The organism is Methylobacterium sp. OAE515 (genome assembly GCF_041806315.1).
GTDB lineage: Bacteria > Pseudomonadota > Alphaproteobacteria > Rhizobiales > Beijerinckiaceae > Methylobacterium > Methylobacterium tardum.
Genome location: NZ_JBGMUV010000001.1, coordinates 296,226 through 322,410, shown reverse-complemented (window position 1 = coordinate 322,410; position 26,185 = coordinate 296,226). Strand labels below are relative to the sequence as shown.

Below are 26,185 nucleotides of genomic sequence, written 5' to 3'. Positions count from 1 at the left end.
CCGATACTCTGATTGAGGAGAGCACTATGGCGAAGGTCGCATTCCTGGGTCTCGGCGTGATGGGCGGCCCGATGGCCGGCCACCTCGCCAAGAAGGGTGGCCACGACGTCACCGTCTACAACCGCACCACCCAGAAGGCCGAAGCCTGGGTGAGGACCTATGACGGCGCCTTCGCGCCCACGCCCCGGCAGGCCGTCGAGGGCGCCGAGATCGTGTTCGCCTGCGTCGGCAACGACGACGACCTGCGCAGCGTCGTGCTGGGTGAGGACGGGGCGCTCGCCGGCATGAAGCCCGGCGCGATCTTCGTCGATCACACCACGGCCTCGGCCGAGGTCGCCCGGGAGCTCGCCGCCGCGGCCGAGGCGAAGGGCCTCGGCTTCATCGACGCCCCGGTCTCCGGCGGCCAAGCCGGCGCCGAGAACGGCGTGCTCACCGTGATGTGCGGCGGCGACGCGGCGACCTACGCCAAGGTCGAGGGCGCGATCGGGGCCTTCGCCCGGGCTTGCCGGCTGATGGGCCCGGTGGGATCCGGCCAGCTCACCAAGATGGTCAACCAGATCTGCATCGCGGGCCTGGTCCAGGGCCTGTCCGAGGGCGTCCACTTCGCCAAGCGCGCCGGCCTCGACGTCGAGGCGGTGCTCGACGTGATCTCCAAGGGTGCCGCCGGCTCCTGGCAGATGGAGAACCGCGGCAAGACCATGAACCAGGGCAAGTTCGACTTTGGCTTCGCGGTCGACTGGATGCGCAAGGATCTCGGGATCCTGCTGGACGAGGCCCGCCGCAACGGCGCCAAGCTGCCGGTCTCGGCCCTCGTGGACCAGTTCTACGCCGAGGTGCAGGCCATGGGCGGCAACCGCTGGGACACGTCGAGCCTGGTGGCGCGGCTGGAGCGCTGAGGCTGAGGGCGCCTCCGCAGACGGAGAGATCACCGGCCGTCTTACCGGGGCCGCGGAGCGGAACCCGGGATCCAGATCCGCCGGCGGTGCTAAGCCTGACGCCGTCAGAGGTTCTGGATTCCGGGCTCGCCTGCGGCGCCCCGGAATGACGGCTTGGAGATGAACACGCCGGACGGGCGCAATCCCGTCACGACAGATCGGCGCTCGCAACGGCCTCCGGATCCATCCAGCGCCAGCCGTCGCCCATCTGGTGGCGAAACCACGTGAACTGGCGCTTGGCGTAGGCCCGCGTATCCGCCTGCCCCCGCGCGATGGCCTCGTCGAGGCTGAGCGCCCCGTCAAGATGGGCGATCAGGCCCGGCACGCCGTGGGCGCGCATCACCGGCAGCATCGGATCGAGGCGTCGTGCGCGCAGGCGGGCGACCTCGTCCAGCGCGCCCTCCGCGATCATGGCCCGGAACCGGGCATCGATCCGGGCGCGCAGGACCGACCGGTCGGGAGCCAGGAAGATCTTCTCGAGATCCCAGCCGGCCAGCGGCCCCGGCACCGGGTCGCCGTAGAAGCTCGCGATCGGGCGGCCGGTGGCGAGGAAGATCTCCAGGGCGCGCATCACCCGCATCCGGTCGCTCGGCCGCAGGCGGGCGGCGCCTTCGGGGTCGTGCCGGGCGAGGTCGGCATGCAGCGCTTCGGTCGGGCGGCCCTCGGCCTCTTCCCGCACCCGCGCGCGTACGGTGTCGGGCACCGGCGGCAGCTCCGAGAATCCCTGCTCCAGCGCCCGGAAATACAGGCCGGTGCCGCCGACGAAGACCGGCAGCCGCCCGTCGAGCGTCGCCAGCAGCGCCGTCGCATCCCGTGAAAAATGCCCCACGGAATAGTTCACGGCGCCGTCGACATGGCCGTAGAGCCGATGGGGCACCTGCGCCTCCTCGTCCGGGCCGGGTCGGGCGGTGAGGCGGCGCAGATCTGCGTAGACCTGCATCGAATCGGTGTTGATCACCGTGCCGCCCCGCTGTCGCGCCAGCCGGGCGGCGAGCGCCGACTTGCCCGAGGCGGTGGGCCCTGCGATGAGAATGGCCGCCGGGCGCCCCCCGGCTTCCCCCCGGTCTGGCGGCAAGGCGAAACTCCACGATGCTGGTCGCGGTCCTGATAGCAAACCCGGATCAGCCGTCCATCACCGACGCGGTGCTGGCCGAGACCCGCGCCGTGCTGCGGACGGAGCACCAGCCGCGGATCCTGCACGGAGAGGCCGCGGCCGAGCTGCTGGTGCCGGGCGAGCCCGGCGCCGCCGCGTCCCTGACGGAGCGGCTACGGAATGCGCTCGCCGGCGAGCCGATCGACCTCGCCGTGCTCCCCGCCGACGCGCATCGGCGCAAGCGCTTGTTCCTGGCCGATATGGACTCGACCATGATCGAGCAGGAATGCATCGACGAGCTCGCCGGAACGCTCGGCCTCAAGGACCATGTCGCGGCGATCACCGAGCGGGCGATGCGCGGCGAGATCGCCTTCGAGCCGGCTTTGCGCGAGCGCGTGGCCCTCCTGAAGGACATCCCGGTCGGCGCGGTGGACGGCCTGATCGCCGAGCGGCTGACGCTGACGCCGGGCGGTCGTACCCTGGTGCAGACGATGCGCGCGCACGGCGTGCACACCTGCCTCGTCTCGGGCGGCTTCACCCTGTTCACCGGCCCGATCTCGGCGATGATCGGCTTTCACGAGCACCGGTCCAACGTGCTGGGCGTCGCCGAAGGGCGGCTGACCGGCACGGTGGAGGATCCGGTCGTCGGCCAGGCCGAGAAGCGCGCGACCCTGATCGGACTGCGTGAAACGCTGGGCCTCGCCCCTGCGGCGACGCTCGCGGTGGGCGACGGGGCCAACGATCTCGACATGCTGACCGAGGCCGGCCTCGGCGTGGCGTTCCGCGCGAAGCCCGCGGTCGCCGCCGCCGCGCATGTCCGGGTCGAGCACGGCGATCTCAGCGCGCTCCTGTACCTGCAGGGCTACGCGGCCGCGGAGTTCGTTGGGTGAGCGCTCGGCGGGGATCCGGATCCTCGGGATCCCGCGCGCTTGCCTCACGCCATTCTTAACCGCGAGGGGGGGCGCCAACGCGCACGGCTGTGCTAGATAGTCCGCCATGCGATGCACCCTGACGGTCACCTCCAAGCGACGCATCCTGTGCGTCTTTCCCGCCTACACGCCGTCCTTCGGGACATTCTCCCACGCCTACCCGCTGATGGGCGGGGTGAAGGCGTTCATGCCGCCGCAGGGGCTGCTGCTGATCGCGGCCTACATGCCCGAGGCCTGGGAATGCCGGTTCATCGATGAGAATATCCGCCGCGCCGGCCCGGCCGACTTCGCCTGGGCCGACGCGGTGTTCGTGTCCGGGATGCACATCCAAGAGCCGCAGATCCACGACATCCGCGACCGTGCCCACGCGGCCGGCAAGGTCACGGTGCTGGGCGGCCCCTCGGTCTCGGGTGCCCCGGAGAAGTACGGCGACTTCGACTACCTCCATATCGGCGAGATCGGCGACGCCACCGACCAGCTCGTCACGCGCCTCGACGCCGACCTGACGCCGCCGCCTGCTCAGGTGGTGCTGGAGACGAAGGACCGGCTCGCGCTCTCGGACTTTCCGGCCCCGGCCTACGAGGCGGCGCCGCTCAAGCGCTACCTGATCGGCTCGCTGCAATTCTCCTCGGGCTGCCCGTATCGCTGTGAGTTCTGCGACATCCCGCAGCTCTACGGGCGCCAGCCGCGGCTGAAGAGTCCGGAGCAGATGTGCGCCGAACTCGACGCCATCATCAGCCAGCCCGGCCATCCGGCGGTGGTCTACTTCGTCGACGACAACTTCATCGGCAATCGCAAGGCGACCCGCGAGATGCTGCCGCACCTCGTGGAATGGCAGAAGAAGAACAATTACCCGCTCCAGTTCGCCTGCGAGGCGACGCTGAACATGGCCAAGCAGCCCGAGATCCTCGAGCTGATGCGGCAGGCCAACTTCATGACGGTGTTCGTCGGCATCGAGACTCCGGAGGCGGAGGCCCTCAAGGGCATCGACAAGACCCACAACGCCGCCGTGCCGATGTACGAGGCGATCGAGACCCTCAATTCCTACGGGCTGGAGGTGACCTCCGGCATCATCCTGGGGCTCGATTCGGACACCGACAAATCCGAGCAGAACCTGATCGACTTCATCGACCGCTCGGCGATCCCCGTGCTGACCATCAACCTGCTCCAGGCGCTGCCCAAGACCCCGCTCTGGGACAGGCTGGAGCGCGAGGGCCGGCTCCTGCACGACGCCAGCCTCGAGTCGAATGTGCTGTTCAAGCGGCCGCACGATTCGGTGGTCAGCAGCTGGCGCCGGGCGATCGCCCATGCCTACGAGCCGGAGAAGATCTTCGAGCGGTTCAAGCACCAGTGCGCGGTGACCTACCCGAACCGGATCACGACGCCGACCGCCGGCAAGCTGACCTTCACCAACTTGCGCCGCGGCCTGATCCTCGGCTTCAACATCATCACCCGGGTCGGGATCTTCTCCGACTACCGCAAGCCGTTCTGGAGCGCGGCCGGCTACGCGCTGAAGCGCGGACAGATCGAGGCGGTGTTCAACATGGGCTTCGTCGCCCACCACCTGATCCGCTTCACCCGCGAGGCCCTGCGCGGCGAGCACAACGCCTCGTTCTACGCCGCCAAGGCCGCGGAGGCGAAGGAGGCCCGAGACCGGAGCTGGTGGGAGGCGGCGCGGCGCAAGCTGGTGCCGGAGCGCGAGGCGGCGTAGCCGATACCCGCCAAGCGATGCAATCGCGGCAAGGCTCCCACGCAACCCCTTGCCTGCGGCGGAAAAGTCGCGCTTCGGCCCTTGGCAGGTGGCTTGCTAGGCTCTATACACCGCGCCTCACGCATTTCATCCTCACGGAAGGAAAACGGCCAATCGGCCGGTTTCCGCTTGAAATGTCGCCCGGGCAACCGGGTGGCACTGGCCGGAAGGATCCAAGGGGCGACGAGCCCCGCGGAGCCTTGTCCGGCCATGTCCTGTCCGAGACTGCAGGTGCCGGTTCGCCGGCTTAATCCGCCAGCCTGCACAGACGGGGAAGACCGAATTCGAAACGCCTCGCCTCGGCTCCCGGCCGCGGGGAGGTATCGGTTTGAACCCACTCGCCCGAGGCGGCCCGGAAGGGCACGCGCGGGGACAGGGCCGCGAAGCGTCGTTCGGACGTTCCCGGTCTTTCGGCCGAGATCACGTCCGGGCGGCATGTGCAACCGGCGGACCCGAACCCGGGTTCCGCCAACCGGAGAGAGCCCAGTGGACCGGACAGCTAAAGCTGATCTCGTCTCGACGCTCAACGGCGTGTTCAATCAGAGCGCCGTCGTCGTCGTGGCCCACTACAAGGGCCTCACGGTCGCCGACATGCAGAAGCTGCGTTCGCAGATGAAGCAGGCCGGCGCCACCGTGAAGGTCGCCAAGAACAGCCTCGCCGGCATCGCACTCGATGGCACGGACGTCGCCTCCATCAAGCCGCTCCTGAAGGGCCCGACCCTGCTCGCCTATTCGGGCGATCCGGTCGCTGCCGCGAAGGTCGCGGTCGATTTCGCCAAGGCTAACGACAAGCTCGTGATCCTCGGCGGCGCGATGGGGACAACGGCCCTGAACCCGGACGGCGTGAAGGCCCTCGCCTCGCTCCCGTCCCTCGACGAACTGCGCGCGAAGATCGTGGGCCTCGTGCAGGCGCCCGCGACCAAGATCGCTCAGGTCGTCAATGCGCCGGCGGCCAAGCTCGCCCGCGTGTTCGGGGCTTATGCCAAGAAGGACGAGGCCGCCTGAGGCCCTTCAAAAATCACCTGTTCGAACCGATATCTGAGAGGAATTCAAAATGGCTGATCTTGCCAAGCTCGTCGACGACCTGTCCTCGCTGACCGTTCTCGAGGCTGCCGACCTCGCCAAGATGCTCGAAGAGAAGTGGGGCGTCTCGGCCGCGGCCGCCGTCGCCGTGGCTGCCGGCCCGGCCGCCGGTGGTGGCGCTGCCGCCGTCGAGGAGCAGACCGAGTTCACGGTCGTCCTGGCGTCCGCCGGCGACAAGAAGATCGAGGTCATCAAGGAGGTCCGCGCGATCACCGGCCTCGGCCTCAAGGAGGCCAAGGACCTGGTCGAGGGCGCGCCGAAGCCGGTCAAGGAAGGCGTCGCCAAGGACGAGGCCGAGAAGCTCAAGGCCCAGCTCGAGAAGGCCGGCGCCAAGATCGAGCTCAAGTAAGTCGACGATGGGCCGGTTCCGGCCCATCACCCCACGGAGGTCCGTCTCGGGCCTGTCGTGACCGGAGCCCGCGGGTGTTGCGCCCGCGGGCTTTAGGCCGCTTCGGCGGATGGTCCTGAATGGGGCCGGCGAGAGATTCAGGTTCGGTGGCGCGGCCCGGCGGGGCGCGCGTCACGGCCCGGTGCGGGAGGTCCCTTTCGGGAACGCTTCCCCGGGCGAGAGGTACGCGGGTAGGAGCGAAGTCACATGGCCAACACGCTGGTCGGTCGCAAGCGCATTCGGAAGTTCTTCGGCAAGATCAAGGAAGTTGCCGAGATGCCGAACCTCATCGAGGTTCAGAAGGCGTCCTACGACCAGTTCCTGATGGTCGACGAGCCCGAGGGCGGGCGCGCCGACGAGGGGCTGCAGAGCGTGTTCAAGTCGGTGTTCCCGATCTCCGACTTCGCCGCCACGGCGCTGCTCGAGTTCGTGCGCTACACCTTCGAGGCGCCCAAGTATGACGTGGACGAGTGCCGCCAGCGCGGCATCACCTTCGCGGCCCCGCTGAAGGTCACGCTTCGCCTCATCGTGTTCGATGTCGATCCCGATACCCAGGCCAAGTCGGTCAAGGACATCAAGGAGCAGGACGTCTACATGGGCGACATGCCCCTGATGACGGAGAACGGCACCTTCATCGTCAACGGCACCGAGCGCGTCATCGTCTCGCAGATGCACCGCTCGCCGGGCGTGTTCTTCGACCACGACAAGGGCAAGACCCACTCGTCGGGCAAGCTCCTGTTCGCCGCCCGCATCATCCCGTACCGGGGCTCCTGGCTCGACGTCGAGTTCGACGCCAAGGACATCGTGCATGTCCGCATCGACCGGAAGCGCAAGCTGCCGGCGACGTCGCTGCTCTATGCCCTGGGCCTGGATGGCGAGGAGATCCTGTCGACCTTCTACAACCGCGTGGTCTACGACCGGGACGGCGCCGAGTGGCGCGTGCCGTTCGATGCCGAGCGTATGAAGGGCATGAAGGCGACCGTCGATCTGATCGACGCCGATTCCGGCGAGGTCGTGCTCGAGGCCGGCAAGAAGCTCAACGCCCGCAACGCCCGCCAGATCACCGAGAAGGGCACCAAGTTCCTCAAGGCGACCGACGAGGATCTCGTCGGCCAGTACATCGCCGAGGATCTGGTCAACACCCAGACCGGCGAGATCTGGGCCGAGGCCGGCGAGGAGATCACCGAGAAGCTTCTGAAGAGCCTGGAGGATGTCGGCACCGCCGAGCTGCCGGTGCTCGACATCGACCACGTCAATGTCGGTCCCTACATCCGCAACACGCTGGCGGTGGACAAGAATTCCGGCCGCGAGGGCGCGCTGTTCGACATCTACCGGGTCATGCGCCCGGGCGAGCCGCCGACCCTCGACACCGCTGAGGCGATGTTCCACTCGCTGTTCTTCGACTCCGAGCGTTACGACCTCTCGGCGGTCGGCCGCGTGAAGATGAACATGCGTCTCGATCTCGACGCCGCCGACACCGTGCGCACGCTCCGCAAGGAGGACATGCTGGCGGTGGTCAAGGCGCTGGTCGAGCTGCGTGACGGCAAGGGTGAGGTCGACGACATCGACCACCTCGGCAACCGCCGCGTCCGCTCGGTGGGCGAGCTCATGGAGAACCAGTACCGCCTGGGCCTCCTGCGCATGGAGCGCGCCATCCGCGAGCGCATGAGCCAGGTCGATATCGACACAGTCATGCCGCAGGACCTGATCAACGCGAAGCCCGCGGCTGCGGCCGTGCGCGAGTTCTTCGGCTCGTCGCAGCTGTCGCAGTTCATGGACCAGACCAACCCGCTCTCCGAGGTGACGCACAAGCGCCGCCTCTCGGCGCTTGGCCCGGGCGGTCTGACCCGCGAGCGCGCCGGCTTCGAGGTGCGCGACGTGCATCCGACGCACTACGGCCGCATCTGCCCGATCGAGACGCCGGAAGGCCCGAACATCGGCCTGATCAACTCGCTCGCCACCTTCGCGCGGGTGAACAAGTACGGCTTCATCGAGACCCCGTTCCGCCGCGTCCGCGACGGCGTGGTCACCGACGAGGTCGCCTACCTCTCGGCCATGGAGGAGGCGAAGTACTACGTCGCCCAGGCGAACGCCCAGATGGACGAGGCCCGCAAGCTCACGGAGGACCTCGTGGTCTGCCGTCGCGCCGGCGAGGTGATCGTCGTCGGGCCTGAGCGCGTCGACCTCATGGACGTGTCGCCGAAGCAGCTGGTCTCGGTCGCCGCGGCGCTGATCCCGTTCCTCGAGAATGACGACGCCAACCGCGCGCTCATGGGCTCGAACATGCAGCGCCAGGCGGTGCCGCTGGTCCGCGCCGACGCCCCGTTCGTGGGTACCGGCATGGAGGCGGTGGTCGCCCGCGATTCCGGCGCCGCCATCGCGGCCCGCCGGGCCGGCATCATCGATCAGGTGGACGCCACCCGTATCGTCATCCGCGCCACCGAGGAGGCCGACGCCAACAAGCCGGGCGTCGACATCTACCGCCTCCAGAAGTTCCAGCGCTCGAACCAGTCGACCTGCATCACGCAGAAGCCGCTGGTCCGCGTCGGCGAGTTCGTGAAGAAGGGCGAGATCATCGCCGACGGTCCCTCGACCGAGTTCGGCGAGCTGGCGCTCGGCCGGAACGTGCTCGTCGCGTTCATGCCGTGGAACGGCTACAACTTCGAGGACTCGATCCTGCTCTCCGAGCGGATCGTGAAGGATGACGTGTTCACCTCGATCCACATCGAGGAGTTCGAGGTGATGGCCCGCGACACCAAGCTCGGGCCGGAGGAGATCACCCGCGACATCCCGAACGTCTCCGAAGAGGCGCTCAAGAACCTCGACGAGGCCGGCATCGTCTACATCGGTGCCGAGGTGAACGCGGGCGATATCCTCGTCGGCAAGATCACCCCGAAGGGCGAGAGCCCGATGACGCCGGAGGAGAAGCTGCTCCGCGCCATCTTCGGCGAGAAGGCCTCGGACGTGCGCGACACCTCGCTGCGGGTGCCGCCGGGCGTCACCGGCACGATCGTCGAGGTCCGGGTGTTCAACCGCCACGGCGTCGACAAGGATGAGCGCGCCCAGGCGATCGAGCGCGAGGAGATCGAGCGGCTCGCCAAGGACCGTGACGACGAGCAGGCGATCCTCGACCGCAACACCTACGCCCGTCTGGCGGACGTGCTGATCGGTCAGGCGCCGGTGGCCGGCCCAAAGGGCTTCAAGAAGGACACCACGCTCACCCGCGAGCTGATCAACGACTACCCGCGCTCGCAATGGTGGCAGTTCGCCGTCATCGAAGACCGTCTCATGACCGAGATGGAGGCGATGCAGAAGCAGTACGATGAGTCGAAGAAGCGTCTTGAGCAGCGCTTCCTCGACAAGGTCGAGAAGCTGCAGCGCGGTGACGAGCTGCCTCCGGGCGTCATGAAGATGGTCAAGGTCTTCGTGGCGGTGAAGCGCAAGATCCAGCCGGGCGACAAGATGGCCGGCCGTCACGGCAACAAGGGTGTCGTGTCGCGGATCGTGCCGATCGAGGACATGCCGTTCCTGGAGGACGGGACGCATGCCGACATCGTGCTCAACCCGCTGGGCGTGCCCTCGCGCATGAACGTCGGTCAGATCCTGGAGACGCACCTGGGCTGGGCGGCTGCGGGCCTGGGTCGCAAGGTGTCGAAGGCGGTGGATGCCTATCTGAAGACGCAGGACATCGCGCCGCTGCGGGAGGAGATGACGGCGATCTACTCCCCGGGCGAACTCGACGGGCTGACGGACGAGGAGCTGGCCGAGGCCGGCAACAACGTCCGCCGCGGCGTGCCGATGGCCACCCCGGTGTTCAACGGCGCCAAGGAGGCCGACATCGAGCAGATGCTGGAGATGGCCGGGCTGGACCGCTCGGCGCAGTCGACGCTCTACGACGGGCGCACCGGCGAGCCCTTCGACCGCAAGGTCACCATGGGCTACATCTACATGCTGAAGCTCCACCACCTCGTGGACGACAAGATCCACGCGCGCTCGATCGGCCCGTACTCGCTCGTCACCCAGCAGCCGCTGGGCGGCAAGGCGCAGTTCGGCGGCCAGCGCTTCGGCGAGATGGAGGTCTGGGCGCTGGAGGCCTACGGCGCGGCCTACACGCTGCAGGAGATGCTCACGGTGAAGTCGGACGACGTGGCCGGCCGCACCAAGGTGTACGAGGCGATCGTCCGCGGCGACGACACGTTCGAGGCCGGCATCCCCGAGTCGTTCAACGTGCTCGTCAAGGAGATGCGCTCGCTCGGCCTCAACGTCGAGCTCACCTCCTCCAAGAAGGCGGCCAACGACCAGCTGGAACCGCCTGCGGACGCGGCCGAGTAAGCCAAGAGAACCACACCTCCCGTGGCGGCGGCGTGCCGCCGCCACGGTCGAGCGGGAAGGGGAGGGGCCTTCCGGGGTTCGACGACGGTGAGCAGCGCCCGTGCGGGGTGCGGCGCCGGATCTTTTTCAGGACGCGGTGGCCCGGCGCGGGGCTGCCGGCGTCAACAAGGAGCGGATCATGAACCAAGAGGTCATGAACCTTTTCAACCAGCAGGCCACGCCGGTCAGCTTCGACCAGATCAAGATCTCGATCTCGTCCCCGGAGAAGATCCTCTCCTGGTCGTACGGCGAGATCAAGAAGCCCGAGACCATCAACTACCGGACCTTCAAGCCCGAGCGCGACGGCCTGTTCTGCGCGCGTATCTTCGGGCCGATCAAGGACTACGAGTGCTTGTGCGGCAAGTACAAGCGCATGAAGTACAAGGGCGTCATCTGCGAGAAATGCGGCGTCGAAGTCACCCTCGCGCGCGTCCGGCGCGACCGCATGGGCCATATCGAGCTGGCCGCCCCCGTCGCCCACATCTGGTTCCTGAAGTCGCTTCCGAGCCGCATCGGCCTGCTGCTCGACATGGCGCTCAAGGACCTTGAGCGGATCCTGTACTTCGAGTCGTACTGCGTCATCGAGCCGGGTCTCACCCCCCTGAAGGAGCGTCAGCTCCTGTCGGAGGAGGAGTATCTGCGCGCGCAGGAGGAGTACGGCGAGGACTCGTTCACCGCCATGATCGGCGCCGAGGCCATCCGGCGCATCCTGCAGGAGCTCGACCTCGACAAGATCGCCAACGATCTGCGCGAGGAGATCGCGGTCACCACCTCGGAGCTGAAGCCCAAAAAGCTCCTGAAGCGACTCAAGATCATCGAGGCCTTCCAGATGTCCGGCAACAAGCCGGAATGGATGATCCTCACGGTCGTGCCGGTGATCCCGCCGGACCTGCGCCCGCTGGTCCCGCTGGATGGCGGCCGCTTCGCGACCTCCGACCTGAACGACCTGTATCGCCGTGTCATCAACCGCAACAACCGCCTGAAGCGGCTGATCGAGCTGCGCGCGCCCGACATCATCATCCGCAACGAGAAGCGGATGCTGCAGGAGGCGGTCGACGCCCTGTTCGACAACGGCCGCCGCGGCCGCGTCATCACGGGTGCCAACAAGCGCCCGCTGAAGTCGCTCGCCGACATGCTGAAGGGCAAGCAGGGCCGGTTCCGCCAGAACCTGCTCGGCAAGCGCGTCGACTACTCGGGCCGCTCGGTCATCGTGGTCGGTCCGGAGCTGAAGCTGCACCAGTGCGGCCTGCCCAAGAAGATGGCTCTGGAGCTGTTCAAGCCGTTCATCTACGCGCGCCTCGACGCCAAGGGCTTCTCGGCCACGGTGAAGCAGGCTAAGAAATTGGTCGAAAAGGAGAAGCCGGAGGTCTGGGACATCCTCGATGAGGTGATCCGCGAGCACCCGGTGATGCTGAACCGCGCGCCGACGCTCCACCGCCTCGGTATCCAGGCCTTCGAGCCGAAGCTGATCGAGGGCAAGGCGATCCAGCTGCACCCGCTGGTCTGCGCCGCGTTCAACGCCGACTTCGACGGCGACCAGATGGCCGTGCACGTCCCGCTGTCGCTCGAGGCGCAGCTGGAAGCGCGCGTCCTGATGATGTCGACCAACAACATCCTGCACCCGGCCAATGGTCAGCCGATCATCGTGCCGTCGCAGGACATCGTTCTCGGCCTCTACTACCTGTCGATCGTGGCCGAGGGCGCGCCGGGCGAGTTCAAGCCGGGCAACACCAAGAATCCGATGCAGGGTGTCTACGGCGACATGGGCGAGCTGGAGCACGCCCTGGCCGCAAAGGCCGTGTCGCTGCACTCGAAGATCAAGTGGCGCTGGACCGGCATCGGCCCGGATGGCGAGCCGCCTGACCAAGACCTACGAGACCACGCCCGGCCGGGTCATCCTGTCCGGCGCCCTGCCGAAGCACGCCAAGGTGCCCTTCGACGTCGTCAACAAGCTGATGACCAAGAAGGAGATCTCGGCGATGATCGACACCGTCTACCGCCACTGCGGTCAGAAGGAGTCGGTGATCTTCTGCGACCGGATCATGGCGCTGGGCTTCACCCACGCGTTCAAGGCCGGCATCTCCTTCGGCAAGGACGACATGGTCGTGCCGGAGAACAAGTGGTCGATCGTCGACACGACCCGCGCGCTCGTGAAGGATTACGAGCAGCAGTACAACGACGGCCTGATCACCCAGGGCGAGAAGTACAACAAGGTGGTCGATGCTTGGGCCAAGTGCTCGGACAAGCTGGCCGCCGAGATGATGGGCCGCATTTCGGCCGTCCAGAAGGACGAGCACGGTGCGGACAAGCAGGTCAACTCGATCTACATGATGAGCCATTCGGGTGCCCGTGGCTCGCCTGCCCAGATGAAGCAGCTCGCGGCGATGCGCGGCCTCATGGCCAAGCCGTCGGGCGAGATCATCGAGACCCCGATCATCTCGAACTTCAAGGAAGGCCTGGACGTTCTGGAGTACTTCAACTCCACGCACGGTGCCCGTAAGGGCCTGGCCGACACCGCCCTGAAGACCGCCAACTCCGGCTACCTGACCCGCCGCCTCGTCGACGTGGCGCAGGACGCCGTGATCCGCGAGGTGGATTGCGGCACGACCAACGGCATCAAGATGCGCGCCATCGTGGATGCCGGCCAGGTTGTGGCGACGCTCGCCACCCGTATCCTGGGCCGCGCCACGGCCGAGGATCTGGTGGCCGCGGACGGCACGGTGATCGTCAAGACCGGCGAGACCATCGAGGAGCGGCACCTGCCGGCGATCAACGCCGCCGGCATCCAGGAGGTGAAGATCCGCTCGGTGCTGGTCTGCGCCACCAAGAGCGGCGTCTGCGCCACCTGCTACGGGCGCGACCTCGCCCGCGGCACGCCCGTCAACATGGGCGAGGCCGTCGGCGTCATCGCGGCGCAGTCGATCGGTGAGCCGGGCACGCAGCTCACGATGCGCACCTTCCACATCGGTGGTGCGGCCCAGATCGCCGACTCGTCGTTCATCGAGTCGAGCTTCGAGGGCACGATCAAGATCCGCAACCGCGCCGTGGCCAAGAACACGGACGGGGATCTGATCGCCACAGGCCGCAACGTGGCGGTCGTCATCGTCGGGTCGGACGGGGTCGAGCGGGCGGTCCACCGCCTGCAATACGGCGCCAAGCTCCGGGTCGACGAGGGTGACAAGATCAAGCGCGGGCAGCGGATCGCCGAGTGGGATCCCTACACCCGTCCGATCCTCACCGAGGTGGACGGCCTCGTGGCCTACGAGGATCTGGTCGATGGCCAGTCCATGACCGAGACCACCGACGAGTCGACCGGCATCGCCAAGCGCGTTGTCGTCGACTGGCGCGGCTCGGCCCGGACCTCGGACCTGAAGCCGGCGATGGTCGTGGTCGACCGGGACGGCAAGGCGCTCAAGCTGCCCCGCGGCTCGGACGCCCGCTATTTCCTGCCGGTCGACGCCATCATCGGCTTCGACCCGGGCGCGACGGTCAAGGCCGGCGACATCCTCGCCCGCGTCTCGACCGACTCGGCCAAGACCCGCGACATCACCGGCGGTCTGCCGCGGGTGGCGGAGCTGTTCGAGGCCCGGCGCCCGAAGGACGCGGCGATCATCGCCGAGAAGTCGGGCACCATCGCGTTCGGCCGCGACTACAAGAACAAGCGTCGGCTCACGCTGACGCCGCATGACGGCTCGGAGGCGGTCGAGTACCTGATCCCGAAGGGCAAGCACATCCACCTGCAGGACGGCGACGTGGTCGAACTCGGCGATTACATCGTCGACGGAAACCCGGCCCCGCACGACATCCTGGCGATCAAGGGCGTGGAGGAACTCGCGGCCTACCTCGTCAACGAGATCCAGGAGGTCTACCGGCTGCAGGGCGTGTCGATCAACGACAAGCACATCGAGGTGATCGTCCGTCAGATGCTGCAGAAGGTCGAAGTGACCGACGGCGGCGACTCGGACATCCTCTCGGGCGACCAGATCGATCGCACGGAGCTGACCGACTTCAACGAGAAGCTGCTCGCCGAGGGCAAGAAGCCGATCCAGGGCGTCCCCGTCCTGCTCGGCATCACCAAGGCGTCGCTGCAGACCAAGTCGTTCATCTCGGCGGCCTCGTTCCAGGAGACCACCCGCGTCCTCACCGAGGCGGCGGTCAACGGCAAGGTCGACACCCTGGAAGGCCTGAAGGAAAACGTGATCGTCGGCTCGCTGATCCCGGCGGGCACCGGCTCGATGGTGGCGGATATCCGCTCCATCGCCCGCCGCCGCGACGCGATGATCCTGCAGCAGAAGCAGACCGAGAGCGGTGCGATGCCGGTCGAGGAGCTTCCGCCCGCCGCCGCCGAGTAAGGCGACCGGTCGGACCGAGACGAGAGAGGGCGGCCTTCGGGCCGCCCTTTTCTGTTTTGGGAACGCGCCGTCTTTCCGGGGCGCCGGAGGCGAGCCCGGAACCCAGAGCCGCTGTTGGCGCAGGATCTCGATGCGTCGGCGGCTCCGGATCCCGGGCTCCGCTGCGCGACCCTGGAATGATGACAGCGGGACCCGGCAGAGTTCCCCCACAATGCGGGACAATGCGCATGTCAGCGGCTTAACCGGCCCTCAACCATGCCGCGCGATAAATTCTGGGCGGCCCCAGAAACACCCTGGAAACGGGGAGGATCGGGCCGGTTCGGGTGCGTGAGTGCGGGTCTGGCGTCGTGGGCACGAGACGAGGACGACGGGAATCGAGCCTGCGCTGGCTCTCGGCGGCGATGACGCCCTGGATGGTCGGTCTCGGCCTCCTGGTGTCGTTCACGGCCGATGCCGGCACGGAGAACGCCATCGGGTCGAGCCGGCTCGGCGTGATCGACGCCGGCACCGTCCCGCCGCTGCCGCCCGGCACCGTCCTGATCGGCTCCGCCCTGCGGCGCCTCTCCGACGAGCCGCCCCAGGCCGTGTTCAAGACCGGCGCGCATGTCTTCCCGGTGGTGCAGCGGGGGGGCAAGGGCAATCCGGCCCGGCCGCCGGCCGAGAGCTTTGCCCGCCGGGCCGCAGGCCTGCGGGAGACGGGCGCCGCCCTGGTGTTCGGCGACGTCACCGGCAGCGTCAGCGGCGTGCTCACCCAGGGCTCCGCAATCTGGGACCCGGAATCCGAGCCGGAAGCCACCTTCATCCCCGTGCCGGATCTCGGCCTGACCACGGGCGCTGGCAGCGCCGCCTCCACGGGCGAGGGCTCGGCCGACCTGACCGAGGACGGCGATCCCGAGCGCTTCGACGGCTCGACCCCGCCGGTGCCCCGCGCGGTCGCCCTGTCGTCGACCACGCCGGCGCCTGCGGACGCGATCCCCGTCGAGGTCGCCGCGGCGAGCCTGGCCCTGCCCGATTTCGCGATCCGCACTGAGCGTCCCGACAGCGTCCAGCCGGTCCCGGAGGACGCGCGGCGCCGCTACGCCGACCTGATCGACCCGGATTCCCTCGACAAGGAGCAGCGCTGCCTGTCGGAAGCCGTCTATTTCGAGGCCCGGAGCGAGCCGGAGGCGGGGCAGGCCGCCGTCGCCCAGGTGGTGCTGAACCGGGTGAAGAGCGGTCTTTACCCGGCGAGCGTCTGCGGCGTCGTCTACCAGAACCGGCACCACTACATGGGCTGCCAGTTCTCCTTCGCTTGCGAGGGCAAGTCCCTGCGCATCACCGATGCCGGCGCCTGGGAATCGGCCACCCGCATCGCCCGCTCGGTGATCGAGGGCCGGACCTACCTCGCCGAGGTCGGCGCCGCGACCCACTACCACGCCGACTACGTGCGGCCCGGCTGGGCGCGCCGCCTGCGCAAGATGGACGTGATCGGCCGTCACATCTTCTACCAGCTTCGGGCCGGGCAGACTTGAGGAGCCGGCCCTGTTCCGGACTTCATAAGAAAGACTGTCGTTAATAGAGAGAATCCTACCTAAGTAGGCGACGTCTAAGCAGTCGAAACCGAGGGTTAATTTTACCTTCGATTCGGATAATGCTTGCGCGCAAGGCAACGAGTCGGGCCTCTAGTACGTCGAGACGGGCGTCGCTTCCGCGTCGCTTCTCGCCAGTATCGCGTACCAGAGGACGTCCATGACCGCGTCGGTCGCTCGCACCACTCTTCTTGCCGCCGCTCTCGGCGGCCTGCTCCTCGCCGCACCCGCCCAGGCGGGCGGCTGCTACAGTTCCGAATGCTACCGCCACGTGGTCACGCCGCCGGTCTACGACACCGTGCAGGAGAACGTGCTGGTGCGTCCGCCGCGCACGGTCTACCGGACCACGCCGCCGGTCTACGACACCGTGTCCGAGCGCGTCATGGTCTCGCCGGGCGGCCGCTTCTGGCAGACCAGCCGCGGTCCCGGCGGTGAGCTGGTCGGCTGCTGGGTGACCACGCCGCCGCGCTTCGCGGTGCGCACCCGGACCGTGCTGGTGCGTCCGGCCCAGTCGATCCCCGAGACGATCCCGCCGGAATACGCCAGCGTGAGCCGCCGGGTGCTCGTGGCGCCGGCCCGCTCCGGCTGGGTGCCGGCCGGCGGCGGCTACGGCGGCGGTTACGCCCCTGCTGCCTATGCGGGTGGTCCGCTGGTCGGCTCGATCCCCGATGCGGTCGGCATCACCGGTGCCAGCTCGTCGGATATCGGCGTCGGCCTCGGATTCTCCTACGGCAGCCGCTACGAAGGCTACTGATCGCAGGCGCGGCCCGGGCGACGTGTCCGGGCCGCCTTGATTCCGGACGGCCCGGCCACACCTCACCGCGCAACACGGGAGGTGACGATGGGGACGTTCAAGGCCTGGGTGGTCGAGAAGAACGAGGGCGGCCAGAGCCTCGCCTTCCGGGATTTCGACGATGCCGACCTGATGGACGGCGACGTCACCGTGCGGGTGACGCACTCCACCCTGAACTACAAGGATGGCCTCGCGCTCACCGGCACGTCGCCGGTGGTGCGCCGCTTCCCGATGATCCCCGGCATCGACTTCTCGGGGATCGTCGAGACCTCGGATCATCCCGCGTACAAGCCGGGCGACGCCGTCGTGCTCACCGGCTGGGGCGTCGGCGAGACCCATCTTGGCGCCTACGCGCAGCGCGCCCGGGTCAAGGGCGACTGGCTGGTGCCGCTGCCGCAGGGCTTGACGCCGGAGCAGGCCATGGCGGTCGGCACCGCCGGCTACACCGCAATGCTGTGCTGCATGGCGCTCGACGCCCACGGCGTGAAGCCGGAGCACGGCCCGGTCATCGTCACCGGCGCCTCGGGCGGCGTCGGCTCGGTGGCGGTGGCGCTGCTCGCCCGGGCCGGCTGGCACGTGATCGCCTCCACGGGCCGCGACGGCGAATCCGATTACCTGAAGGGGCTCGGGGCTGCCGAGATCCTCGACCGGGCGGAGCTGTCGAAGCCCGGCAAGCCGCTCGGCAAGGAGCGCTGGGCGGCGGGAGTCGACGCGGTCGGCTCCACGACGCTCGCCAACGTGCTCGCCATGACCAAGGCCGACGGAGCGGTCGCCGCCTGCGGGCTGGCGCAGGGCATGGACCTGCCGACCTCCGTGGCGCCGTTCATCCTGCGCGGCGTCTCGCTGCTCGGCATCAACAGCGTCACCACCCCGCAGCCGAAGCGCCGCGAGGCCTGGGCGCGGCTCGCCCGGGAGCTCGACCTCGGCAAGCTCGCCACCATGACCAGCAAGGTCGGGCTGGAGGAGGTCGGCCGGCTCGGCGCGGAGATCCTGGCCGGCAAGGTCCGGGGGCGGATCGTGGTCGAGGTGGCGTAGAGGAGGCGGGCCTCACGGCTCCTTCCGGGCCTGCAGCAGATAGCTCATCGGCAGCATCCGGCCGGCCGCGAGAGACTCGCAGGCCGCCGCGCTGATGTTGTCCGGGAACTCGCAGAGCCCCTCGATCGCGAGACCCGAGCCGATCAGGGCCTCGACCACGCGGCCCAGGGGATGGGCGAACCAGTAATGGGGACCGACCCGCGGCGCCGGGCCGTCCCCGTAGACGATCGCGTCCTCGCCGACGAAGGGTGTCGCGCGGAAATACGAGTGCCTCACGAGGAGCGGCGGCTCCGCCCGCGGCTCGAACATGTTCACCACGGGGTGTTCCTCGTGGATGAGGATCCGCCCGCCCGCGCGCAGCAGGCGCGCCGGCACGCCCATGAACCGGGCGAGATCCGGCATCCAGCCGAGCACGCCGATCGTGATCACCACAAGGTCGAAGGCGCCGTCGTACCGGGACTCGATCGCGTGCACGTCCCCCGCCACGAACGTGCAGGCGCGCCCTGCGACCGCCGCCAATTCCCGGGCCTGATCCAGGAAGGCGTCCGACTGGTCGAAGCCGACGGCCTCCCAGGCGCCCAGGTTCATGAGCGACACCGTCTCCCGACCGTTGTTGCAGCAGAGATGGGCGACTGCGCGCTCACCGAGGCCGATCGCCCGCAGGGCCGCCTCCATAGGCGGGTCGAACCAGGAAAAGCCGGGATCGCGCGCGAATTGCTGCTTCAGGCGCTCCCAGGACGGGGCGTCGCGATGAAGCGGGGCGGAGGCGTCCCAGGCTCGGCGGTTGGCCGCGATGGCGTCGGCCGGGGAGGGGGAGGACATCGGCTGCTCCGGGTGATTCCCGGCCTATCGTACGGCTCCGACCCCGGACCCTGCCAGGCGAGACGCAGAGGCTTGTCCGATGGCCGGGAAGATCGTTTCTCGCTCGCTCCGTGGACCTATGGCCGGAGCTGACGGCAGGCGTGGGACGGCAGGGTTCGCGGCTTGGTTGGAACCTTTGCTGTACCTGACAGGTTACCGTTTTTATGAGCGTCGCATTTGTCAAAGAGCCCGAGGGCGGGGAAGCGTTCGAGAATCTGCCGGATCGGCCGATCTCGCCCCATACCAACTTCGTCACCCCGGAAGGCCTCGCGCAGATCGAGGCCGAGGTCGCGCGCCTAGAGAAGGAAGTCGCCTCCCTGGACCCCGCCGACAAGGCTGAGGATTCCCGGATTGGGCGCGACCTGCGCTACTGGGCGGCGCGCAAAAACACCGCACAGCTCGTCGAGCCCATTGGCGGCGACACCGTCCATTTTGGCGCCACCGTCACGGTCGTACGCGAGGACGATTCCGGCAAGGAGAGCCGGCAGACCTTCCGGATCGTCGGCGAGGACGAGGCCGACCCGCACAAGGGGTCGATCTCCTACGTGGCGCCGCTCGCCCGGGCGATCACCGGCAAGGCCGTCGGCGACGTGGTCGAGGTGAACGGCCACGAGGTCGAGGTCGTCGAGATCCGCTGAGCCGGATCACCGGCCCTCGAAACGCGCCCGCAGGGGAAGCATCGCTTCGGCGAAATGCTCCATGAAAACCCGGACCCGCGCCGCGTGGCGCAGGTCGGGATGCGTCAGCACCCAGAGATCGGCCCCCAGTTCCGGATAGGGGCCGGACAGGCGGCGCAGGGCCGGGTTGGCGTCGGCCACGAAGCAGGGCAGCGGACCGATCCCGAGGCCGGCCGAGACCGCCGCGTCGAGACCCGTCACCGTGTTGAGCTGCAGCCGGATCCGATCGGCCGGAGCGCGGGCAGCGACGAACCGCATGAACGAGCCGTTTGCCACCCCGGGACCCGGGCAGACCCAGGCCTCCCGCGACAGGTCGCCATACTCCCGGTCGGCCCGGCCGTAGAGCCCCCAGGCCGTGGCGGCCAGGCGACGCCCGACCAGGGTCTCGCTCGGCTCCCGGCTTACCCGGATCGCCACATCGGCGTCCCGGCGCGACAGGTTGAGCGCCTCCTCGGTGAGGAGCAGGTCGATCCGGATCTCCGGGTAGCGTGCGCTGAAATCGGCCAGGACCGGCATGAGCAGATCGGCTGCGAAGCCGGCGGGCGCGGTCACGCGCAGCTCCCCCGACGGCGTCTCGCCGCGGCCCGCCATCGCGCGGGCGAACTGCGTGACGTCGGTCTCAATCCGGGCGGCCGCCGCGATCATCGCTTGACCCGCCGGAGTCGGGACGTAGCCGGTGCGCAGGCGCTCGAACAGCCGCGCGTCAAGCTTCGCCTCCACCGCCGCGAGCCGCCTGAACGCCGTCGAGTGGTTGATCCCGAGCTGCGCGGCCGCCGCCGTCAGGCCGCCGTGATCCGCCACGGACTTCACAAACCGAAATTCATCCCAATCCAGCGACACGTTCTGACCCTTGCGTCGGTGCAAGACCACTCTTGCGCCGCAGGGCATTTTTGCAAAGCGTGAAACGCGCCATGGAGGGGCACCGCACCGGCGAACGATTCGCCGGGCTGTTCGAGACACAGGATGGGAGACCACCGCATGGCCAAGGTTCTGGTGCTGTACTACTCGACCTACGGGCACGTGGAGCAGATGGCCTACGCCGTCGCCGAGGGTGCGCGCGAGACCGGGGCCGAGGTCGTGGTGAAGCGGGTGCCCGAGCTCGTGCCCGAGGAGGTCGCCCAGCAGAACCACTTCAAGCTCGATCAGGCCGCGCCGGTCGCCACCGTGGCCGAGCTGGCCGATTACGACGCCATCATCTTCGGCACGCCGACCCGCTACGGCAACATGGCCTCGCAGATGAAGCAGTTCATCGACCAGACCGGCGGGCTGTGGATGAAGGGCGCGCTGGTCGGCAAGGTCGGCTCGGTCTTCACCTCGACCGCCTCGCAGCACGGCGGCCAGGAGACCACCCTGACGAGCTTCCACACGGTGCTGTTCCACCACGGCATGGTGGTGGTCGGCCTGCCCTACAGCTTCCAGGGCCAGGCTGGCGTCGAGGCCGTCAAGGGCAACACGCCCTACGGCGCCAGCACGATCGCGGACGGCGACGGCTCCCGGCAGCCCAGCGCCGTGGAACTGGAGGGCGCCCGCTTCCAGGGCCGCCACGTCGCCGGGATCGCCGCCAAGCTGGCCTGAGAGAAGCCCAAGAAAAAAGGCTCGGATTGCTCCGAGCCTGGAAGGGAAAAGGCCATTTGGGGGCTGAGAAGGCCTTCGTGATCAATAAACGGATGGCGGCGATGTCTGTTCCGTCGCCACCGAAAAAATCTCTGCTCTCAGCGCGGCGCCGCGGCCCGGGCGAGGCGGTCACCGATAGCCTCGCCCAATCCTTCGGCGGGGATCGGCACCACCGCTATCGTGTCGGCGCCGCTTGCGTCGAGATCGCGCAAGGCGCCGAACAGCCGCGCCGCCGCCTGGGCGAGATCACCCGACGGACTGAGGTTGAGCGCGGCGCGTGCCCGCTCGTGACCCGCCGGGCGTGCCGATCCGAACAGCAGCACCGCCTCGTCCGGCTCGATCTGTGCTGCGTTCAGGCGGACCCGCGCGCGGGGCGCGTAGTGCGAGGCGAGCATGCCGGGGCCGGCAGGGCGGTCGGCATCCGCCGATTCGGGCACGGCCGGTTCAAGACCGAGGACGTCGCGCAGCGCCGCGCGGGTAATCCCGCCGGGCCGCAGTAGCCGCGGCGTCCCGCCGAGACACGCCACCACGGTCGATTCGACACCGACCTGCGTGTCGCCGCCGTCGAGTACGGCGCCGATCCGGCCCGCGAGATCCGAAAGGACGTGGTCCGCCCGGGTCGGGCTGACCCGTCCGGACCGGTTCGCCGAGGGCGCCGCGACCGGGCGGCCGACGCCGGCCAGCAGGGCCTGGGCAAGCGGATGGGCCGGAACCCGCAGGGCGACGCTCGGCAGGCCGGCGCGGGCGAGATCGGAGATCTGAGTCTTCGGGTGAGCCGGTACCACCAGGGTCAGCGGACCCGGCCAGAAGGCCTCCGCGAGGCGGCGCGCGTGCGCGTCGAAGTCACCTTCCGCGAAGGCGGCTTCCGCCTCCGGCAGGTGGGAGATCAGCGGGTTGAAGCGCGGCCGGTCCTTGGCGGCGAAGATCCGCGTCACTGCATCGGCGTCGGTGGCGTCCGCCCCGAGCCCGTAGACGGTCTCGGTGGGGAAGGCCACGAGGCCGCCAGCCCGCAGGAGCGCGGCGGCCTCGGCGAGGCCGGACGCGTCCGGGCCGAGCCGCCGGGTCGCGGCCGGGACCGTTGACCCGGGATCGTTCATGCGAAAAGCCGTTCCCAAGATGATGGCGGCGCGCGGCGCGTGCGCCTATTCTCGGGCCGCCGTAGCCCCGGTTCGCGGGCGCGGTCAAACCCGCCCCGGGGGCAACGAACGGGCGGGCCGCGCCAAGGGAGGATCGTATGAGTTACCGCGCCCCGGTCCCCGAGATGCTGTTCACCCTCCGGCACGTGGTCGGGCTCGACGCGGTCGACCCCGACGATGCCGAGGCGATCCTGACCGAGGCCGGGCGGATCGCCGCTGGGGTGATCGCGCCGCTGAACCGGGTCGGCGACCGGCACGGCACCCCGTTCGCGGACGGGCGCGTCACCACCCCGCCCGGCTGGCGGGAGGCGTACCGCACCTTCACGGAGGGCGGCTGGAACGGGCTCTCGGCGGAGGCCGACCACGGCGGGCAGGGCCTGCCGAAGCTGATCGAGGCCGCCTGCACGGAGATGTGGAACGGCGCCAACCTCGCCTTCGGGCTCTGCCCGCTCCTGACCCAGGGCGGCATCGAGGCGCTGGCGGCCCACGGCTCGGAGGACCTGAAGGCGCGCTATCTCGAGAAGCTCGTCTCGGGCGAGTGGCCCGCCACCATGAACCTCACCGAGCCGCAGGCGGGCTCCGACCTCGCGCTGCTGCGGACCCGGGCCGTCCCGGTAGGCGACGGCACGTACCGGATCACCGGCAACAAGATCTACATCACGTACGGCGAGCACGACCTCGCCGAGAACATCGTCCACCTCGTGCTGGCCCGGCTGCCGGACGCGCCGGCGGGCACGCGGGGCATCTCGCTGTTCCTCGTGCCGAAGGTGCTGCCGGATGGCACCCGCAACGACCTGCGCTGCTCCGGCATCGAGCACAAGCTCGGCATCCACGCCTCGCCGACCTGCTCCATGGCGTTCGGCGACGATGGCGGCGCCACCGGCTGGCTGATCGGGCAGGAGAACAAGGGGCTGGCCTGCATGTTCACGATGATGAACGCGGCCCGGCTCAATGTCGGCCTGCAGGGCGTCGGCGTGGCCGAGGCCGCGACGCAGCGGGCGCTCGCCTACGCGCAGGAGCGCCGGCAGGGACGGGCGATCGGCGGCGCCGAGGCGACGAGCCCGATCGCCGCGCATCCGGACGTGCAGCGGATGCTGCTCACCATGAAGGCCTCCACGGCCGCCGCCCGCGCGATCTGCTACCTCACCGCGGCTGCCCTCGACGCGTCCAAGGGGCCGGAGGGGCAGCCCGCTCTGGACCGCGCCTCCCTGCTGACGCCGGTGGCGAAGGCGTTCGCGACGGATCTCGCCAACGAGGTCACCTCGCTCGGCGTACAGGTCCACGGCGGCATGGGCTTCGTGGAGGAGACCGGGGCGGCGCAGCTCATGCGGGATGCCCGCATCCTCGGCATCTACGAGGGCACCAACGGCATCCAGGCCATCGACCTCACCGCCCGCAAGCTGCCGCTCAACGGCGGCGCCACGGCCCGGTCGCAGATCGCCTGGATGCGCAAGGCGGCGGAGGGGCTGCTCAAGGTCGGCGATCCCGCCTTCGGCCAGATGGCGGCGCGGCTGCGGAACGGGATCGGCAGCCTCGACCGGGCGACGAGCCACCAGCTCGCGGCGCTGAGCTCCAACCGTCCGGAGACGGCGCTCGCCGGCGCGACGCCGTATCTGCGCCTGTTCGGCCTGGTTCTCGGCGGCGCCTGCCTCGCCCGGAGCGCGCTCGCCGCCAGCGCCGCCCTGAAGGCCGGCGAGACCGATCCGGCCCATGCCGGCCGCATCGCCCTCGCGCGCTTCTATGCCGAGAACCTGCTGACCGCGGCCGAGGGCCTGGAGCAGAGTGTCGTGGCGGGCAGCGCCTTCACGGACGATGCCGCGCTGGCGCTGGCGGTTTGAGGGGAGCGGATCATGGCCGATACCGTCGCGATCGACGATCTCCAGGGCGGCGTCCGCCTGATCACCCTGAACCGTCCGGAGAAGAAGAACGCGCTGACCGGCGCGATGTACGACGCCATGCGGGAGGCGCTGGCCGAGGCCGACGTCTCGGACCAAGTCGGTGCCGTGGTCTTCGCCGGGCAGCCCGGCATGTTCAGCGCCGGCAACGACCTCGCCGACTTTATGGAGCAGTCTTCCGGGGACAAGGCCGGGGACGGGTTCACTGCCTCGCCGGCCCTGGCCTTCATCCGCCAGCTCGCCCGCACCCGCACCCCGATGGTGGCGGCGGTCGATGGGATCGCGGTGGGGATCGGCGCGACGCTCTGCCTGCACTGCGACCTGGTCTACGCGAGCCCAGCGGCGCGGCTGCGCATGCCGTTCGTGGAACTCGGCCTCGTGCCGGAGGCGGCCTCGAGCTACCTGCTGCCCCTGCGGGTCGGACGGCTCCGGGCCACCGAGCTGCTGCTTCTGTCCCGTCCCCTCGACGCGGACGAGGCGCAGGCGCTCGGCCTCGTCAACGCGGTGCTGCCGGCCGACATGCTGGTCGAGCAGGCGATCGCGCAGGCCACGCGCCTCGCCGCCCTGCCGCGCGGGGCGCTGGCGGCCTCCCGTGCCCTGATCCGGGGCGACCAGGCGCAGGTCGAGGCCGCCCTGGAGGCGGAAGCCAAGGCCTTCGACGCGCAGTTGCGCTCGCCCGAATCCCAGGAGCGGCTCGCCGCCTTCCTGTCGCGGTCGAAGCCCGCGTCCTCGGCGTGAGCGCGCCGGACCTCTCCCAGAAGATCTGTCTCGTGGCGGGTGCCTCGCGGGGCGTCGGCCGGGGCCTCGCCCGGGCTCTCGGAGAGGCGGGGGCCACCGTGATCGTCACCGCCCGGTCCAGCGAGACCGGCGCACGGACCGAGATGCGGCCCGAATCGATCGAGGACACGGCCCGGATGGTCGATGCCGCCGGCGGCCGCGGGCATCATTACATCTGCGATCACCGCTCCGAGCGCGCCACCGACACCCTGGTCCACTGGGTGCTGCGCCGCTTCGGCCGGATCGACGTCGCGGCCTGCAGCGTCTGGGGCGGGAACGAGGGCTACGACGGCGAGCGCTACCCGGATGGCGCCGACTGGGGCACGCCGTTCTGGCGCCGCTCGGCTGAGCCCTATCTCGGCTTCCTGGAAGCCGGTCCGCTGCCGGCGCTGCTGCTCGCGCGTGCGGTCGCGCCCGCCATGGTGGCGGCGCGTTCCGGGCTGATCGCGCTGGTCTCCTTCGGGACCGAGGATTACCTCGGCGACGTCTTCTACGATTCCGCCAAGGCCGCCACCAACCGGCTCGCCCTGGCCTTCGCCCGGGAACTCGCGCCGCACGGCGTGACCGCGCTCGGCCTCTCGCCAGGCTTCGTCGCCACCGAGCGGGCGCGCGATCTCGGGCAGGATGGGCTTGCCACAGAAGGACCGCTCTATGCGGGCCGGGCGCTCGCCGCTCTGGCGGCCGACCCGGACATCGCGGCCCGGGCCGGCACGGTGCTGCATGCCGGCGACCTTGCCCGAATCTACGGCTTCACCGATGCGGACGGCGCGCAGCCGGAGCGGTTCCGGATCGCGCCCTGACGGCTCCCGGATCTTGCCGAAGCCGCGATGTGTCGCGCAAAGGGCGCAGCGTCCGGGTAATCGGATCGCCGACCCGGCGGCGGGGCTCGGCAGGGTTGCTTTGCGGCGTCCGGGCGGGCGTCTTGGCG

18 protein-coding genes and 1 pseudogene are annotated in these 26,185 nt (G+C 69.2%); 15 read left to right on the top strand and 4 right to left on the bottom strand.

Annotated elements, in window-relative coordinates; all coding sequences use genetic code 11:
• The first annotated feature begins 26 nt into the window (after positions 1-26).
• The gene (locus ABIE45_RS01535) at positions 27-896 is read left to right on the top strand and encodes an NAD(P)-dependent oxidoreductase (protein WP_192710166.1); all 870 of its coding nucleotides are present in this window, start codon (positions 27-29) and stop codon (positions 894-896) included.
• Positions 897-1,083: 187 nt separating this feature from the next.
• Here the strand turns inward: ABIE45_RS01535 and miaA are convergent, their stop codons facing one another.
• Entirely contained in the window at positions 1,084-2,010 is a 927-nt protein-coding gene (miaA, locus tag ABIE45_RS01530) for a tRNA (adenosine(37)-N6)-dimethylallyltransferase MiaA (protein ID WP_192710165.1), read from the bottom strand.
• 14 nt (positions 2,011-2,024) lie between these two features.
• On the opposite strand from miaA, the gene serB reads away from it, so the two are divergent.
• From serB to ABIE45_RS01485, 9 genes and pseudogenes are all read left to right on the top strand, one after another.
• Positions 2,025-2,918, top strand: coding sequence for a phosphoserine phosphatase SerB (serB, locus tag ABIE45_RS01525; RefSeq protein ID WP_192710164.1), 894 nt, complete (start codon positions 2,025-2,027; stop codon positions 2,916-2,918).
• A 106-nt stretch (positions 2,919-3,024) separates the two neighbouring features.
• Positions 3,025-4,668, top strand: a complete 1,644-nt coding sequence (locus tag ABIE45_RS01520) for a B12-binding domain-containing radical SAM protein (protein ID WP_192710163.1) — start codon at positions 3,025-3,027, stop codon at positions 4,666-4,668.
• 525 nt (positions 4,669-5,193) lie between these two features.
• A complete protein-coding gene (gene rplJ / locus ABIE45_RS01515; protein ID WP_192710162.1) occupies positions 5,194-5,712 on the top strand; it encodes a 50S ribosomal protein L10 in 519 nt (172 codons plus the stop codon).
• 49 nt (positions 5,713-5,761) lie between these two features.
• Entirely contained in the window at positions 5,762-6,139 is a 378-nt protein-coding gene (gene rplL / locus ABIE45_RS01510; protein ID WP_192710161.1) for a 50S ribosomal protein L7/L12, read from the top strand.
• 246 nt (positions 6,140-6,385) lie between these two features.
• Positions 6,386-10,510 carry a DNA-directed RNA polymerase subunit beta gene (gene rpoB / locus ABIE45_RS01505; protein WP_192710160.1) on the top strand — a complete coding sequence of 1,375 codons (4,125 nt, stop codon included), beginning with the start codon at positions 6,386-6,388 and terminating at the stop codon, positions 10,508-10,510.
• A 178-nt stretch (positions 10,511-10,688) separates the two neighbouring features.
• Positions 10,689-14,901: pseudogene (rpoC, locus tag ABIE45_RS01500) on the top strand (DNA-directed RNA polymerase subunit beta').
• A gap of 413 nt (positions 14,902-15,314) precedes the next feature.
• Positions 15,315-16,412 (top strand): cell wall hydrolase, encoded by a 1,098-nt coding sequence (locus ABIE45_RS01495; RefSeq protein WP_192710231.1) that lies wholly within the window; start codon positions 15,315-15,317, stop codon positions 16,410-16,412.
• Between the two features lie 217 nt (positions 16,413-16,629).
• Complete coding sequence (locus tag ABIE45_RS01490) at positions 16,630-17,223, top strand: hypothetical protein (protein WP_192710158.1); 594 nt, start codon at positions 16,630-16,632, stop codon at positions 17,221-17,223.
• Between the two features lie 87 nt (positions 17,224-17,310).
• A complete protein-coding gene (locus tag ABIE45_RS01485; RefSeq protein ID WP_192710157.1) occupies positions 17,311-18,297 on the top strand; it encodes an MDR family oxidoreductase in 987 nt (328 codons plus the stop codon).
• 12 nt (positions 18,298-18,309) lie between these two features.
• On the opposite strand, the gene ABIE45_RS01480 is transcribed toward ABIE45_RS01485, so the two are convergent.
• The gene (locus ABIE45_RS01480) at positions 18,310-19,119 is read right to left on the bottom strand and encodes a class I SAM-dependent methyltransferase (protein ID WP_192710156.1); all 810 of its coding nucleotides are present in this window, start codon (positions 19,117-19,119) and stop codon (positions 18,310-18,312) included.
• Positions 19,120-19,322: 203 nt separating this feature from the next.
• Between ABIE45_RS01480 and greA the strand changes: the two genes are divergently transcribed.
• Positions 19,323-19,796 carry a transcription elongation factor GreA gene (gene greA, locus ABIE45_RS01475; protein WP_192710155.1) on the top strand — a complete coding sequence of 158 codons (474 nt, stop codon included), beginning with the start codon at positions 19,323-19,325 and terminating at the stop codon, positions 19,794-19,796.
• A gap of 6 nt (positions 19,797-19,802) precedes the next feature.
• Here greA and ABIE45_RS01470 read toward each other — a convergent pair whose 3' ends face one another.
• Complete coding sequence (locus ABIE45_RS01470; protein WP_192710230.1) at positions 19,803-20,675, bottom strand: LysR family transcriptional regulator; 873 nt, start codon at positions 20,673-20,675, stop codon at positions 19,803-19,805.
• Positions 20,676-20,813: 138 nt separating this feature from the next.
• On the opposite strand from ABIE45_RS01470, the gene wrbA reads away from it, so the two are divergent.
• Complete coding sequence (gene wrbA / locus ABIE45_RS01465) at positions 20,814-21,410, top strand: NAD(P)H:quinone oxidoreductase (protein ID WP_192710154.1); 597 nt, start codon at positions 20,814-20,816, stop codon at positions 21,408-21,410.
• Positions 21,411-21,547: 137 nt separating this feature from the next.
• Here wrbA and ABIE45_RS01460 read toward each other — a convergent pair whose 3' ends face one another.
• Positions 21,548-22,546, bottom strand: a complete 999-nt coding sequence (locus ABIE45_RS01460) for an L-threonylcarbamoyladenylate synthase (protein ID WP_192710153.1) — start codon at positions 22,544-22,546, stop codon at positions 21,548-21,550.
• A 137-nt stretch (positions 22,547-22,683) separates the two neighbouring features.
• Between ABIE45_RS01460 and ABIE45_RS01455 the strand changes: the two genes are divergently transcribed.
• Genes ABIE45_RS01455 through ABIE45_RS01445 form a run of 3 tightly spaced genes read left to right on the top strand, consistent with a single transcriptional unit; the run spans position 22,684 to position 26,057 of the window.
• The gene (locus ABIE45_RS01455; RefSeq protein ID WP_192710152.1) at positions 22,684-24,423 is read left to right on the top strand and encodes an acyl-CoA dehydrogenase; all 1,740 of its coding nucleotides are present in this window, start codon (positions 22,684-22,686) and stop codon (positions 24,421-24,423) included.
• 12 nt (positions 24,424-24,435) lie between these two features.
• A complete protein-coding gene (locus ABIE45_RS01450) occupies positions 24,436-25,218 on the top strand; it encodes an enoyl-CoA hydratase-related protein (protein ID WP_192710151.1) in 783 nt (260 codons plus the stop codon).
• Positions 25,219-25,250: 32 nt separating this feature from the next.
• The gene (locus tag ABIE45_RS01445) at positions 25,251-26,057 is read left to right on the top strand and encodes an SDR family NAD(P)-dependent oxidoreductase (RefSeq protein ID WP_192710229.1); all 807 of its coding nucleotides are present in this window, start codon (positions 25,251-25,253) and stop codon (positions 26,055-26,057) included.
• Positions 26,058-26,185 lie beyond the last annotated feature (128 nt).